Source organism: Arthrobacter sp. Leaf234, assembly GCF_001422665.1.
GTDB lineage: Bacteria > Actinomycetota > Actinomycetes > Actinomycetales > Micrococcaceae > Arthrobacter_D.
Map to the genome: position 1 here is coordinate 12,927 of NZ_LMLU01000012.1, position 14,693 is coordinate 27,619.

13 protein-coding genes and 1 tRNA gene are annotated in these 14,693 nt (G+C 70.3%); 1 reads left to right on the top strand and 13 read right to left on the bottom strand.

From position 1 onward, the window contains the following. Positions 1-93: 93 nt before the first annotated feature. Positions 94-3,588, bottom strand: a complete 3,495-nt coding sequence (locus ASF21_RS16025; protein WP_055773546.1) for a pyruvate carboxylase — start codon at positions 3,586-3,588, stop codon at positions 94-96. Positions 3,589-3,810: 222 nt separating this feature from the next. Here ASF21_RS16025 and ASF21_RS16030 point away from each other — a divergent pair, with 222 nt between their 5' ends. Beyond that, on the top strand, positions 3,811-4,635 hold the full coding sequence (locus tag ASF21_RS16030; RefSeq protein WP_055773548.1) for a ParA family protein: 825 nt from the start codon (positions 3,811-3,813) through the stop codon (positions 4,633-4,635). Between the two features lie 80 nt (positions 4,636-4,715). Here the strand turns inward: ASF21_RS16030 and ASF21_RS16035 are convergent, their stop codons facing one another. The 12 genes from ASF21_RS16035 to ASF21_RS16090 form a co-directional block, all read right to left on the bottom strand. After that, positions 4,716-5,303 carry a MerR family transcriptional regulator gene (locus ASF21_RS16035; protein WP_055773550.1) on the bottom strand — a complete coding sequence of 196 codons (588 nt, stop codon included), beginning with the start codon at positions 5,301-5,303 and terminating at the stop codon, positions 4,716-4,718. 179 nt (positions 5,304-5,482) lie between these two features. Beyond that, positions 5,483-5,986: a bifunctional nuclease family protein gene (locus tag ASF21_RS16040; RefSeq protein ID WP_055773552.1), complete on the bottom strand. Its 504-nt coding sequence runs from the start codon at positions 5,984-5,986 to the stop codon at positions 5,483-5,485. An 11-nt stretch (positions 5,987-5,997) separates the two neighbouring features. Then, positions 5,998-6,738, bottom strand: a complete 741-nt coding sequence (locus tag ASF21_RS16045) for a MerR family transcriptional regulator (RefSeq protein ID WP_055773554.1) — start codon at positions 6,736-6,738, stop codon at positions 5,998-6,000. Between the two features lie 8 nt (positions 6,739-6,746). Next, entirely contained in the window at positions 6,747-7,193 is a 447-nt protein-coding gene (locus ASF21_RS16050; RefSeq protein WP_235499063.1) for an FHA domain-containing protein, read from the bottom strand. Between the two features lie 122 nt (positions 7,194-7,315). Further along, positions 7,316-7,702 (bottom strand): glycine cleavage system protein GcvH, encoded by a 387-nt coding sequence (gcvH, locus tag ASF21_RS16055; protein WP_055773558.1) that lies wholly within the window; start codon positions 7,700-7,702, stop codon positions 7,316-7,318. Positions 7,703-7,901: 199 nt separating this feature from the next. After that, positions 7,902-7,975 (bottom strand) — tRNA-Pro (locus tag ASF21_RS16060). A gap of 87 nt (positions 7,976-8,062) precedes the next feature. Then, positions 8,063-9,619 carry a ribosome biogenesis GTPase Der gene (gene der, locus ASF21_RS16065; RefSeq protein ID WP_055773560.1) on the bottom strand — a complete coding sequence of 519 codons (1,557 nt, stop codon included), beginning with the start codon at positions 9,617-9,619 and terminating at the stop codon, positions 8,063-8,065. A gap of 79 nt (positions 9,620-9,698) precedes the next feature. Continuing rightward, positions 9,699-10,349, bottom strand: a complete 651-nt coding sequence (cmk, locus tag ASF21_RS16070) for a (d)CMP kinase (RefSeq protein WP_055773590.1) — start codon at positions 10,347-10,349, stop codon at positions 9,699-9,701. A 113-nt stretch (positions 10,350-10,462) separates the two neighbouring features. After that, positions 10,463-11,584, bottom strand: coding sequence for a prephenate dehydrogenase (locus tag ASF21_RS16075; RefSeq protein ID WP_055773561.1), 1,122 nt, complete (start codon positions 11,582-11,584; stop codon positions 10,463-10,465). 3 nt (positions 11,585-11,587) lie between these two features. Beyond that, positions 11,588-12,988, bottom strand: a complete 1,401-nt coding sequence (locus ASF21_RS16635) for a pseudouridine synthase (RefSeq protein WP_082471664.1) — start codon at positions 12,986-12,988, stop codon at positions 11,588-11,590. Positions 12,989-13,085: 97 nt separating this feature from the next. Next, positions 13,086-13,727, bottom strand: coding sequence for an SMC-Scp complex subunit ScpB (gene scpB / locus ASF21_RS16085; RefSeq protein ID WP_055773563.1), 642 nt, complete (start codon positions 13,725-13,727; stop codon positions 13,086-13,088). After that, positions 13,720-14,658 carry a segregation and condensation protein A gene (locus tag ASF21_RS16090; RefSeq protein WP_055773564.1) on the bottom strand — a complete coding sequence of 313 codons (939 nt, stop codon included), beginning with the start codon at positions 14,656-14,658 and terminating at the stop codon, positions 13,720-13,722. Before ASF21_RS16090 ends, scpB begins: the two co-directional genes overlap by 8 nt. Positions 14,659-14,693 lie beyond the last annotated feature (35 nt).

Below are 14,693 nucleotides of genomic sequence, written 5' to 3' on the forward strand. Positions count from 1 at the left end.
GGACCGTTCGGATGTTCCCAGCGCTCCACTCTAGCCTGACCGTCCTGTCCGCCGAGGTGCGGGGCGGTCCGGTCGGACCACTTCGCGGGCGCGTCAGCCGGGCGTGACGACGAGCAGCAGGTCCCCGCCCTGGGCCGGTCCGCCCGTGGAGGCGACGCGCTGCACCGTGCCGCCGATCGGGGTGGTGATGCTGGCCTCCATCTTCATCGCCTCGATGGTGGCGACCGTGTCACCGGCGGCGACGGTGTCGCCCTCCGCCCGCGTGACCGTGACGGATCCGGCGAACGGTGCGGCGATCTGGCCGGGTGTGCCGACGTCGGCCTTCTCCGCCGCCTTCACATCGCTCTCGACGCTGCGGTCACGCACGCTCACCGGCCGCATCTGCCCGTTGAGCGTGCACATGACGGTGCGCATGCCCCTCTCGTCGGGCTCGGACACGGCTTCGAGGGTCGCGATGAGCCGCACGCCCTTCTCGAGTTCGATCACGTGCTCGGTGGCGGGCTGCAGGCCGTAGAGGTAGTCGGCCGTACCGAGGAGCGAGACGTCGCCGTACGTGTCGCGGATGGACCGGAAGTCCTTGGTCGGCCCGGCGAACAGCAGCGTGTTCAGGGCGGTACGTCGCTCCTTCGAGCTGCCCGCGAGCTTCGCCTCGTCCTCGGAGCTGAGCTGCACGTCGCGGGGCTTGAGTTCGCGCCCTTCCAGCGCCTTGGTCCGGAAGGGTTCCGGCCAGCCTCCGGGCGGGGTGCCGAGCTCACCGTTCAGGAAACCGATCACGGAATCCGGGATGTCGAAGGACTGCGGGTTCTCTTCGAACTCAGCGGGGTCCGCGTTCCTCCCGACCAGGGCCAGCGCGAGATCCCCGACCACCTTGGAGGACGGGGTGACCTTCACGAGTCTGCCGAGGATACGGTCCGCGGCGGTGTACATGTCCTCGATGGCCTCGAAGCGCTCCCCCAGTCCGAGCGCGATGGCCTGCTGCTTGAGGTTGGAGAGCTGACCACCCGGGATCTCGTGGCGGTAGACCCGGCCCGTGGGACCGGGCAGCCCGGATTCGAACGGCGCGTACATGCGCCGGACGGCTTCCCAGTAGGGCTCCAAGGCGCACACGTTCCCGAGATCCAGCCCGGTGTCCCGCGGTGTGTGCGCGAGGGCGGCGACGAGGGCGGAGGCGGACGGCTGGCTGGTCGTCCCCGCCAGGGCCGCGCTGGCGACGTCGACGGCGTCGACCCCCGCCTCCACGGCGGCGAGCAGCGTGGCGAGTTGCCCGCCCGCGGTGTCATGTGTGTGCAGGTGGACGGGCAGGTCGAAGCGGTCCCGCAGGGCGGCGACCAGCTTCGCCGCCGCGGCCGGACGGAGCAGTCCCGCCATGTCCTTGATCGCCAGGATGTGCGCCCCGGCGTCGACCATGCGCTGGGCGAGGTCGAGGTAGTACTCCAGCGTGTACAGCTTCTCGTCGGGATCCAGCATGTCGGAGGTGTAGCACAGCGCCACCTCGGCGACCGCGGTCCCCGTCTCCCTCACCGCCCGGATGGCCGGTTCCATCTGCGAGACGTCGTTGAGCGCGTCGAAGATCCGGAAGATGTCGATGCCGGAGGCCGCGGCCTCCTGGACGAAGGCCATGGTCACCGCCTCGGGGTAGGGCGTGTAGCCGACGGTGTTGCGTCCACGCAGCAGCATCTGCAGGCAGATGTTGGGCACCTCGCGGCGTAGGACGTCCAACCGCTCCCACGGGTCCTCACCGAGGAAGCGGAGCGCGACGTCGTACGTCGCGCCGCCCCACGCCTCGACGGACAGCAGCTCCGGCGTCAGGTGCGACACGCTCGCTCCGGCCGCCGCCAGGTCCCTCGTCCGGACCCGCGTGGCGAGCAGGGACTGGTGCGCATCGCGGAAGGTGGTGTCCGTGACCGCCACTGCCGTCTGGTCGCGCAACGCCCGGGCGAAGCCCTCCGGTCCCAGCTCCAGCAACCGCTGACGGCTACCCGCCGGGGCTTCCGGATCCTTCTCGCCCGCACGGGCGGATCCCGCGCCCGTCACTGCGCCCGCAGGTTCCCGGTCGGATCCTGCAGGAGCCGCTCCGGGGTCGGACGACGCGGCCGGGAGGGCCGGCAGCTTCTCGCGCGGGTCCAGGTGGGCCGGCCGCGGCCCGTTGGGCTGGTTGACGGTGACGTCGGCGAGCCAGGTCAGGAGCTTCGTGCCGCGGTCCGCGGGGACGCGGGCGGTCAGCAGTTCGGGACGCTCGTCGATGAAGGAGGTCGCCACGTTCCCGGCGATGAAATCCGGATCGTCGAGGACCGCCTGCAGGAAGCTGATGTTCGTGGAGACGCCGCGCACCCGGAACTCGGCCAGCGCCCGCCGGGCCCGCGTGACGGCGGACGGGTAGTCGCGGCCACGGCAGGTGAGCTTGACCAGCATCGAGTCGAAGTGCGGGCTGATCTCGGCGCCGGCATAGACCGTGCCGCCGTCGAGCCGCACGCCCGCTCCACCGGCGGACCGGTACGCCGAGATCCGTCCGACATCGGGGCGGAACCCGTTCGCCGGGTCCTCCGTGGTGATCCGGGACTGCAGGGCGGCTCCGCGCAGGGTCACGGTGTCCTGGCTCAGGCCGAGATCGGCGAGGGTCTCCCCCGCGGCGATCCGCAGCTGGGACTGCACGAGGTCGACGTCGGTGACCTCCTCCGTGACGGTGTGCTCCACCTGGATGCGCGGGTTCATCTCGATGAACACGTGCTGCCCTGCCCGCTCCCCGACCGTGTCCACCAGGAACTCGACGGTCCCCGCGTTCACGTAGCCGAGCGCCGTCGCGAACTTCACGGCGTCCCGGTGGAGCGCCTGCCGGATGCCCTCGTCGAGGTTCGGTGCGGGGGCGATCTCGATGACCTTCTGGTGTCGACGCTGCAGGGAACAGTCGCGTTCGAAGAGGTGCATGACGTTGCCCTGTGCGTCCGCGAGGATCTGCACCTCGATGTGCCGCGGACGCAGGACCGCCTGCTCCAGGAACATCGTCGGATCGCCGAACGCGGACTCCGCCTCCCGCATGGCCGCTTCCAGCGCCTCGGGCAGTGCCTCCCGGGTGTCGACCCTGCGCATCCCGCGGCCGCCGCCGCCCGCCACGGCCTTCGCGAAGACCGGGAACCCGATCTCCTCGGCAGCGGCGATCAGCTCGTCGACGTCCGCACTCGGCCGGGAGGAGGCGAGGACCGGGATGCCCGCGCTACGGGCGGCATCCAGCGCCTTCACCTTGTTCCCGGCGAGCTCCAGGACGTCGGCGGGAGGCCCCACGAAGGTGATCCCTGCCTCGGCCGCGGCCCGCGCGAGCCCCGGGTTCTCGGAGAGGAATCCGTAGCCCGGGTAGATGGCGTCGCACCCGGCCTCCGTCGCGACGCGGATGATCTCGGCGATGTCCAGGTACGCCCGGACAGGGTGCCCCTCCTCGCCGATCAGGTACGCCTCGTCGGCCTTCTGCCGGTGGATCGAGGTGCGGTCCTCATGGGGGAACACGGCGACGGTCTTCGCGCCCACCTCGTGCCCGGCACGGAACGCCCGGATCGCGATCTCGCCGCGGTTGGCCACCAGAATCTTCGAGAACATCGCACTCCTGCATCATCGCCGGTCGGGTCCATCACGCTGGCATGATCCTACCCGCCGGCACAGCCTGGTCCAGCGGACGTCCCGGCCCGCGGACGTGCCCTCCGCACGGCCGCCGGACGGGCGCAGATCAGGGCGGATGAGCGGTTCCGCCTATGATTGACCGGGGCGTCAAGGACAGCCGCATGCCCCGGCGGCGGCCAGAGACAGGTATGGGTTCACCACGTGCAGGTAGTCAGTATCAGCAGCCTCAAAGGCGGCGTGGGCAAGACGTCGGTCACCCTGGGGCTGGCGTCCGCCGCACTGGCAGCAGGGAACCCCACCCTCGTCGTCGACCTCGATCCCCACGCTGACGCGACCACCGGTCTCGGCGTCAGACCCTTGGGCCGGACGGACATCGGGCGGCTGCTCAAGAACCCCCGGCGCGCGGACCTCGGAGCGAACACCGTCCCGGCCGGCTGGGTCGCGACGGCGGCCGGGCGGTCCGGGTCGTCCCCCTCGGTCCTCGACGTCGCCATGGGCTCTGCGTACTCCGGCATCTACGACAGGCCGGACCTCGGGCGGCGGGACCAGCGACGCCTGGCCACGCTCCTCTCGAGGATCACGGGGTACAGCCTCGTGCTGATCGACTGCCCGCCGTCCCTCAACGGTCTCACCCGCATCGCCTGGACGGCGAGCAACAAGGTGGTCCTGGTGGCCGAGCCCGCCCTCTTCTCCGTCGCCGGCACCGAGCGGACCATGCGCGCCCTCGAGCTGTTCCGGCGCGAGTTCGCCCCCGGCCTCACCACCGCCGGGATCGTCGCGAACAAGGTCCGCGCCACCTCCAACGAGCACGCGTTCCGCCTTGCCGAGATGAGGCAGATGTTCGGTGACCTCCTCCTGACGCCGACCATCCCCGATCAGGCCGACTGGCAGCAGATCCAGGGTGCTGCCCACGCGGTGCACCACTGGCCGGGCGATTCCGCCCGCCAGGCGTCGGGCTACTTCGACGAGCTGCTCAGGGGCGTTCTGGATACCGGGAGGATGAGGAGCCGCAGCGGGCGCCGTTGACGGCTCCGGAGCCTTGCCGGGATCGACCGCCGCGTTGCTGGAGGGGATGCGGTTCGACCCCGCCCGACTCCTGCGGGGAGCTAGCTGATCTTGCGGGTGGCGCGGCGCTTGCTCAGTTCGTCGCCCGGGAATTCCTGCTCCAGCGCATGCTCGCTCGGAAGCGCGGCGAGGCTTCCCTCGACCTCACGCCAGACCCGGCCGACGGCGATGCCGAAGACACCCTGTCCGCCCTGCACCAGGTCGATCACCTCGTCGGCGGAGGTGCACTCGTACACACTCGCGCCGTCGCTCATCAGGGTGATCTGCGCAAGGTCCTCGACCCCGCGCTCGCGCAGGTGCTCGACGGCCGTGCGGATCTGCTGCAGGGAGACACCGGTGTCGAGCAGCCGCTTGACGACCTTGAGCACGAGGATGTCCCGGAAGCCGTACAGCCGCTGCGTGCCGGACCCGGAGGCACCGCGGACGGCGGGTTCGACGAGGCCGGTCCGCGCCCAGTAGTCGAGCTGGCGGTAGGTGATGCCCGCAGCCTTGCAGGCGGTGGGACCGCGATACCCGGCATCTTCATCGAGGACGGGGAGGTCTTCCGTGAACAGTAAGCCCTGGGCGCTTGCTGGGACGCCAGCGCCTGCCGGGCTGGCTGCCTTGCCGGCGTCACCCTTCGGACTCACGTGCTGCCTCCTCGTAGTGTTCCCGGGGAAGATGCTCTGGACGGAACCTCAGGATGTGCACCAAGTGTGCCCCGAGTCCACCACACACGCAATGGGAACTGTATGCTCCGACGTTAGATCGCGGGAGGGCTGAGGTCAAAGACCGAGCCCCACAAGCATGGGCGTGTCGGAGGCCGTCCTCAGCGCTCGAAATCCTCGGGCTCCACATCGGCGAGGAACTCCCTGAACTGGAGGACCTCCTTCTCCGCCGTCTCCCCGGTGGCGCCGTCCGCGCCGTCCTCCGCATCGGCGTCGGCGATCTCCACGCCGGCAACCGCCAGGACCTCGTCGGCACAGAAGATGGGGCACGGCACACGCAGCGCCACCGCCAACGCGTCCGAGGCGCGCGAACCGACCGTCACGCCATCACTGAAGACGAGTTGGGCGTGGTACACGGTGTCCTCCACCGAGGTGATGCGCACCTCGGTGATCACCTTGCCGGCGGCGGCGACGACGTCGACCAGCAGGTCGTGCGTCATCGGCCGGGGCGGCACGATCCCCTGCTGGACGAAGGCGATGGCGCTGGCTTCCGGGGCGCCGATCCAGATGGGCAGGTGCCGTTCCCCCGACGACTCGCGGAGGAGGACCAGGGGCTGGTTCGAGGGCAACTCGATCCGCACTCCCACGACTTCTACTTCGATCACGGGGTGGCCGCCTAACTGTCCATCCGGGCTATGTGGCTGTTCACGAGGGCGCTGTGCAGCCCGAGGCAGAGCTCGCTGATCTCCCGTGCCGTCTCGGCCGCACGGGCCTTCGACGCGACGTCCTTGCGGGAGGCGACGGGAGCGACGACACGCTCGACGAGGCCCAGCTCGCGGTCTGCGGCCGCCCGGAAGGGACGGAGATGGCGGGGCTCGATGCCGTGCAGCTCGAGCTGGACGCAGGCCGTCGTGATCTTGAGGGCGTACTCGTCGAAGCGGTTGTCGACGGCAGAGATGAGACCGAAGCTCACGAGGTCGTCCACGAGCCGCCGCGGGGCACCGGCCTCGGCCGCGAGCGTCTCGGCCGTGAGCCGCCGGGCGTGGGCGCTGAGTTCCCGTGACAGCTGCTCGGAGACGATGCGCGGCGCGAGCGTCATGCCGCCCGGCAGCGACTCGGGGCGTTCACCCCGGTCGATCGCGTCGACGTAGTCCTTGATGACCTTGAGCGGCAGGTACTGGTCGCGCTGCAGGGCGAGGACGAACCGAAGGCGCTCGACATCGTGCCCCGTGTACTTGCGGTACCCGGCGCGGGTGCGCTGCGGGGCGATCAGGCCCTTCTCCTCGAGGAACCTGATCTTCGAAGCCGTGACCTGGGGGAATTCGCCGGAGAGCTCGCGGAGCACCTCGCCGATCGTGAGGACGCCCGAGGTACCTGGAGCGACGCCGGCGGACCGGCGGGCGGGTTGGGAAGGCATGGAGCGGACTAGGCCTGCGCTGTCGTCTGCTGCGCTGCCTGGGCCGTGACGGCACGGGCGGCATAGAAGGTCAGCCGGAACTTGCCGATCTGTACCTCGTTGCCGTTGCGGAGGGCGACGCTGTCGACGCGGTCGTTATTCACGTAGGTCCCGTTGAGGCTCCCGGTGTCGACGACCATGAAGCCGCTGTCCGTCCGCCGGAATTCGGCGTGCTGCCGGGACACCGTCACGTCGTCCAGGAAGATGTCGGCATTGGGGTGACGACCGGCCTTCGTGATGTCCTCGTCCAGCAGGAAGCGGGCACCCGCATTCGGTCCGGAATGGGCGATCAGGAGTGCGGAACCCGAGGGAAGCGCTGCGACCGAAGCCTGTTCCTCACGGGTGAGATGCCGTTCGAGCTCCGTCGTCACGGCCTGCGGGGGCAGACCGATCGTGGTTGTCTCCGGAGACGTCATGTTCGGCTCTTCTCCATTCACGGCTGGATCGTCATTCGGCATCATCGGTGGTTCCTCCCCTACTGCGTGCAACAGTCCGTCCTGCCCTGCTGCCCTGTCCTGCCGCCCTCGCGGGGGTGGATCTAGCCTACCTGCTGGGAGTAATCGGCTGAACTCAGCAGGCCCGTCACCGCGGAGCTGTCGGAGACCTTGATCTCCAGGAGCCAGCCCTCACCGTAGGGATCGGTGTTGATGAGCGAGGGATCGTCGTCGAGCGCCTCGTTGCGCGAGACGATCTCCCCCGTGATCGGGGCATAGATGTCGCTGACGCTCTTGGTGGACTCGACCTCGCCGATGACCTCGGCGCCCGTGACGGCCGTGCCGGCCTCGGGCATCTGGACGTAGACGACGTCGCCGAGGGCGTCCTGTGCGAAGTCGGTGATACCCACACGAACCGTGCCGTCGGCTGCCGGCTCACTGACCCACTCGTGCTCCGCGGTGTAGTACAGGCCATCGGGAATGTTGCTCATGGTTGCCTTTCGGACGCGCGGTCTTCATCGGCGGCGCCGGGCGCCGTCCGCTACGGGTACTGGTCGAGTATAGGCATATCCACCGGGCCCCGTGACGCACCTCTCACGCCCTGTGGACCGCCCGTGGACCGCCCCCGCGGGCATGCGAAAAGCCCGCCTCCTCCGGTCATCACAACCAGTGGAGACGGGCTCTGCAGTGTCGGGATGACAGGATTTGAACCTGCGACCCCTTGACCCCCAGTCAAGTGCGCTACCAAGCTGCGCCACATCCCGATCAGCCCGTCCAGCGGGCCAAACCACTCGGACAACACTACAGCATTCCCCGGGTGGATCGGCACATCGGACGGCGCCGTCCGGGGGTCAGCGCTTGCGGCTGCGCTTCTCCCGGACGCGCATGCTGACCTCGATGGGGGTTCCCTCGAAACCGAACGTCTCCCGCAGCCGGCGGGTGATGAAACGCCGGTAGCCGGGGTCCAGGAACCCCGTCGTGAAGAGGACGAACTTCGGCGGCCGGCTCGAGGCCTGGGTGCCGAAGAGGATGCGCGGCTGCTTGCCCCCGCGGACGGGGTGCGGGTGCGCGGCGACGAGTTCGCCGAGGAACGCGTTGAGGCGTCCGGTCGGGATGCGCCGATCCCACGACTCGAGGGCGACGTCGAGGGCCGGGACCAGCCGGTCCTTGTGCCATCCGGTGAGGGCGGAGATGTTGACCCGCGGAGCCCAGTCCACGTGCGCGAGATCCTGCTCGATCTCGCGTTCCAGGTACCGGCGGCGTTCGTCGTCGAGCAGGTCCCACTTGTTGAAGGCCAGCACGATCGAGCGGCCCGATTCGATGGCCATGTTGAGGATGCGGACATCCTGCTCGCTGAGGATCTCGTCGACGGCGAGGAGCACGACGGCGACCTCCGCCTTCTCGAGCGCGGACTGCGTGCGCAGGGAGGCGTAGAAATCTGCGCCCTGCTGCATGTGCACACGGCGCCGGATCCCGGCGGTGTCCACGAAGCGCCAGGTGCGGCCGCCGAGTTCGATCATCTCGTCCACGGGATCGCGGGTGGTGCCCGCCAGGGGGTCCACGACGACGCGGTCGGAACCCGCGAGCTTGTTCAGGAGCGAGGACTTGCCCACGTTCGGGCGGCCGATCAGCGCCACGCGTCGGGGGCCTCCGGACCGCTCGATCCCGCCGTGCTCGGAGAACTCCGGCAGGATCTCGACGACCTTGTCCAGCATGTCGGCGGTGCCGCGGCCGTGCAGCGCGGAGACCGGCCAGGGCTGCCCGAAGCCGAGGCCCCACAGCACGGAGGCGTCGGCCTCGTTCTGGATGTCGTCCACCTTGTTGGCCACGAGGATGACGGGCTTCTTCTTGCGGCGCAGCATACGGACCACGGCCTCGTCCGTCGCCGTGGCTCCGACGGTGGCGTCGACCACGAGCAGCACGGCGTCGGCCATGTCGACGGCGATCTCCGCCTGGTCGGCCACGCGGGCGTTGATGCCCTTGGCGTCCTGCTCCCAACCGCCCGTGTCCACGAGCGTGAAGTTGTGGCCCGTCCACTGCGCCGGGTAGGACACGCGGTCACGCGTGACGCCCGGCGTGTCCTCGACGACGGCCTCGCGGCGTCCGAGGATGCGGTTGACGAGGGTGGACTTCCCGACATTGGGGCGGCCGACGATCGCGAGGACCGGGTTGAGCCGCCCCTCTGCCTCGTCGTCGTAGTCCTCGTCCTGCCGGGCCAGGAGGGCGGCGTCCTCGTCGTCGAGTTCGTAGTCCTCGAGGCCCGCGCGCAGCGAGGCGGCACGCTGCTCGGCCTCGGCGTCGTCGAGGGTCTCGAGCAGCTCGCTGACCTGGTCCTCGCCGGTCGGCTCGTAGTCCTCGTCGGCCCCGGCCCCGTGGCCGGTCGCGTTCGGCGAAAGGTTCTCGCTCATCGTTGGTTTCCTTCGGTTGGTGTACGCCGTCTCCCGACGGCGATCCTGGTGGGCGCGAGCCCGGAGTCTTAAGGCGCGCTCAGTGCGCGATGGTGCGGACGACGTCGAGCACGGCGGCGACGGTCTGCTCGAAGTCGAGGTCGGAGGAGTCGAGCGTGACCACGCCGTCGGCGGCCTGCCGGAAGTTGACGACCGTGGAGTCCCTGGCGTCACGGTCGATGACCTGCTGCTTCAGCTGCGCGTCCGTCTGCGTCCCGCCGAGCTGGTCGCCACGGCGCCGCAGGCGGGCCTCCTCGCTCGCGGTGAGGAGGATGCGGACCTCGGCATCGGGGGCGACGACGGTGGTGATGTCGCGTCCCTCGGCGACGATGCGGTGTCCGGCTCCGGCGATCAGCGCACGCTGCCTGCGGATCAGTTCGGCGCGCGCACCCATGGTCGTGGCGACGGCGCTGACGGCCGAGGAGACCCCCGGCTCGCGGATCGCGGCCGTGACGTCGTCACCGGCGATGGTCACCGACTCCCGATCGGGACTCGTGCTGATGAACAGCTCGATGCCGCGGGCGGCGGCCTCCACGGCCACGCCGTCCTGCAGGTCGACGCCGGTGGCGATGCAGTGCAGCGTCACCGCGCGGTACATGGCGCCCGTGTCCAGGTACGCCGCGCGGAGGCGGCGCGCCACCTCCCGGCTGACGCTCGATTTCCCGGAACCGGAGGGTCCGTCGATCGCCACGACGAGCGACTTCCCGAGGCGGAACCCCGAATGGGGGCTCGCGTCCCGCTCCGCCGTCGCCTCCGGATCCCCTGCCGCGGGTGCTGCCGATGCTGCTGATGCCGATGTGGTGATCACTGCACTACCTTCCAGCCCCGCTGGGTCAGGGACTCCGTCAGTTCTTGCCGCTTGCCGGGCAGGACCGAGAGCTCCGCGAGTCCCACCTGCCGCCCGGGTGAATGTTCGAGGCGGAAATCCTCGACGTTGATGCCGGTGTGGCCGATCTCCGTCAGGAGCTTCGCGATCTGCCCGGGAACGTCGTCGACCAGCACGGTCAGCCGCGCGAACGAATTCGGTGGGGTGCCGTGCTTGCCCGGGACACGCGCCTGGCCGGCGTTGCCCTCCGTCATGAGTTGCGCCATGTCGAGCCGCGCTCCCCCGGCAGTCGGGTCCTCGAGCGTCGAGATGAGGCGGTCGAGGTCCTCCCGGACGCCGTACAGGATGTCCACGAGGCGGCCGGCGTTGGCCGAGAGGATCTGCACCCACAGGCGCGGATCACTCGCGGCGATGCGGGTGACATCGCGGAGCCCGTTCCCGGCGAGGGCCAGCGCCTGCACGGGCGAGTCCTGCAGCCGGCTCGCGACCAGGGAGGACACGACCTGCGGGAGGTGCGAGATCAGGGCGACGGCACCGTCGTGCTCCCCAGCGGACATCCGCGTGGGGACCGCGCCGAGGTCGACGGCGAGTGACTCGGCCCGGAGCACCGCGTCCGGCCTGCTCGTCGCGTGGGCGCACAGCACCCACGGGGCACCGGAGAAGAGCTCCGCGCGGGCCGCCACGGGCCCCGACTTCTCACGGCCCGCCATCGGGTGGGTCCCGACGTAGCGCGGGAGGTGGCCGGCGGCGTCGGGCATGCCCTCGAGCTCCCGCAGGATGGACTCCTTGACGCTGCTGATGTCCAGCACGACGGCGGCGGGGTGCGCCACGAGGGCCTTCGCGACGACCCGGGCCGTGACGTCAGGGGGCGTGGCGACGACCACGAGTTCCGGCTCGAACGATTCGCCGTCGAGCTCGGAGTGGAGCCTGCCGGCCCCGATGTCCCGCGCCACCGCCTCGGTGGACGGCGAGCTGTCGGACAGCACGACGTCGAGCCCGCGCGCCCGGAGGCCGAGCCCGATGCTCGCGCCGAGCAGACCCGCCCCGACGATGAGGACGGGACCGGCGAGGTGCGTCCCCTGGTCCGTGCGGATGGTCATCGACTAGAGGCCCACCGAAGCCAGGAGGTGTCCGACCTCCTGGCGGCCGAGCACGCGGATGCTGCCCTGGCGCTGGTCACCGACGCGGATGGGACCCACCTGGGTGCGGACGAGGCGCTCCACGGGGTGTCCGACGGCGTCGAAGAGCCGGCGGACGACGCGGTTGCGTCCCGAATGCAGGACCACCTCGACGAGGATGTGGCCGGGGGTGGAGTCGACGAGCTTGAAGGAGTCCACCGTCGCCACGCCGTCCTCGAGCTCGATCCCCTCCTTCATCTGGGCTCCGATGCCCTGGGCCATGGGGCCGCGGACCTGGACGAGATAGGTTTTGGGTACTTCGTAGGACGGGTGCGTGAGGCGGTTGGTGAGCTCACCGTCGTTGGTGAGCAGCAGCAGGCCCTCGGTCTCGGCGTCCAGGCGGCCCACGTGGAAGAGCCGCTCGCTCTTGTCCTTGTTCTTGAGGAAGTCGCTGATGCAGCGGCGGCCCTCGGGGTCCTCCATGGTGGACACGACGCCGCGGGGCTTGTTGAAGACGTAGTACTTCAGGTGCTCGTTGAGCTGCAGGCGGATGCCGTCCACGTGGATGGCGACCTGTTCGGGATCCACCCGCACACCGAGTTCGGTGACGATCGTGCCGTCGACCTCCACCCGGCCGTCGAGGATCATCTCCTCGCAGACGCGGCGGGACGCGACGCCGGCGAGGGCCATCACCTTCTGCAGGCGCACGCCCTCGGGGTTGTGCACGTCGATCTCATCCGCGGGTCGGCCCGAGTGCTTGGGCCTGGCCTGCCGCACGGGGCCGAGGTTCTGGCCGAAACGCTCCTTGCCGAAGGCCTTGGCGCCCGCCGGCTTCTGGCGCGGGCCTGCCTGGCCCGGACGTCCCGGCTTGCCGGCGCGGCTGCCCGGCTTCGCTGCGAAGCGGCCCGACGGCGTGCCGGCCGAGGGACGGCCTGCGGCCGAACGCGCTCGACCGTCGGCGGACTCGCGCCGCTCGCCGCTCTGCGGCCTGCCCTCGGCGGAGCGGCTCGGGCGGCCCCCGCCGGTGCGACCACCGCGATCGTCGCGGGACGGGAAGGAGCGGCCCTCGCCTGAGCGACCACCGCGATCGTCACGGGACGGGAAGGAGCGGCTCTCGCCGGTGCGACCTGTGCCGGGGCGGCCCTGGCCGGACCGCGCCGGCCGACCCTCGGCGGAGCGGCTCGGGCGGCCCTCGCCGGCCCGACCACCGCGATCGTCACGGGGCGGGAAGGAGCGACCCTCGCCTGGGCCGCCCGTGTTCGGGCGGCCGGTGCGCTCGCCGCGGGACGGGGACGTCCGTGCACGGTCAGCGTCGGCGGGTCGACCGGCGGACCCGCCGCGGCGCGGCGCGTTACGTCCGGAATCGGATCCTGGCTGCTGTGTCATGTCGTCCTTCGTGTAGGTACTGCTCTGTTCGTCACTGCTCGGGGCGGTCCGTCCGTCCCGCTCCTGATCACCGCTGATCGATGCCGGCCGATGCACCTCAGTACGTCGTCTCGTCGTACTCCCCCAGGCTCTCGAGGCCCGGAAGGTGGGGGGCGATCCGCGGCAGTTCGTCGACGCTGCCGAGTCCCAATCTTTCCAGAAAGAGGATGGTGGTCCCATAGAGGACCGCTCCGGTCTCGGGATCGGTCTCCTGCTCGACGACCAGCCCCCGCTGCAGCAGCGTACGGACCACGGAATCGACGTTGACGCCCCGGATGGCGGACACCCGGGCACGGGAGACGGGTTGGCGGTACGCAATGACCGCCAGTGTCTCGAGTGCTGCCTGTGAGAGCCGGGCAGTCTGGCCATCGAGCACGAAGTCGGCGACAACGGACGTGAAGTGCGTCCGGGAGAAGATCCGCCACCCGCCGGCGATGTTCCTGAGTTCGAAACCGCGCGGTTCGGATGGTTCGGTGCTCTGGAGGCCTGATCCAGTATAGCCGTCGTACTCCCGCTGCAGGTTCACGAGGACCCCGTGCACCTCGGCGGTCGGCCGCCCGAGGACCGCGGCCACCTGTTCGTCGGTCACGGGACGGTCCGCGACCATGAGGATCGCCTCGACGGCGCCCCGGATCCCGCCGGGCAGGACATCGACGTCGGGCACGGGTTCATCCCCTGCGGGGGGTCCAGGCTCAGTCATCCTGCGCCTCCCGTTCCCCCGCGGACCGCGGGCCCTGCCCACCGTCGGGTGCGTCGCTGTTCCCCTCCGCGTTCCCCTCCGAATCGAACCCTTCCGCCTCGAAGTCGCTCGTCAGCGCTTCCGCGGACCAGTGCCCGTCCTCGGCACTCCACCGCACCAGCAGTTCGGCGAGCGGGGCTGCCTGGTCGAAGGAGATCGCCCCGTCGCGGAAGAGTTCTAGGAGCGCGAGGAAGCGCACCACCAGCACCAACCGTGAACCGGCGTCCTCGGTGAGCTGCCGGAAGGACAGCGGACCCCTCGTCAGGAGGAGATCCTGCAGGATGACCGCCTGGTCCCGGACGCTGACGGCCGGGGCGTGCAGGTGCTCGATCCCGACCTCGGACGGCTGCTCCTGCCGTGGGGCGAGGACCTTCGCGGCCAGGGCGGCGAAGTCCGCGGGCGTGTGCTTCCAGATGAGCTCGGGCAGCAGCCGGGTGAGGTGCGGTTCGAGGGGGACGTCGCGAGGATGCCTCGCGTCCTCCTCCTCGAGCCGCTGCGCGAGGTGGCGGGCCACTTCCTTGAAGGCCCGATACTGCAGCAGCCGGGCGAACAGGAGGTCGCGGGCCTCGAGCAGGGCGATGTCCTCCTCGTCCTCGACCGCGCCGGAGGGCAGCAGCCGCGCCGCCTTGAGGTCCAGCAGGGTCGCTGCGACCACGAGGAACTCGCTCGCCTCGTCGAGTTTCCACTCGCCCTCGGCCGCCTGGATGCGGCGGATGTGCGCGATGAATTCGTCCGTCACCTGGGCGAGGGCAATCTCGGTGATGTCGAGCTCACGTCGCGAGATGAGGTTCAGCAGCAGATCGAAGGGCCCGCTGAAATTCGTCAGCTGCACCGCGAACACGGCGGCAGGAGCCGCCGTCGTCGGAGCGGTGCCCGCCTGCGCGCGTGCCATCCCGGTCACCTACCGGGCCCGGGCGGACCCGGTGC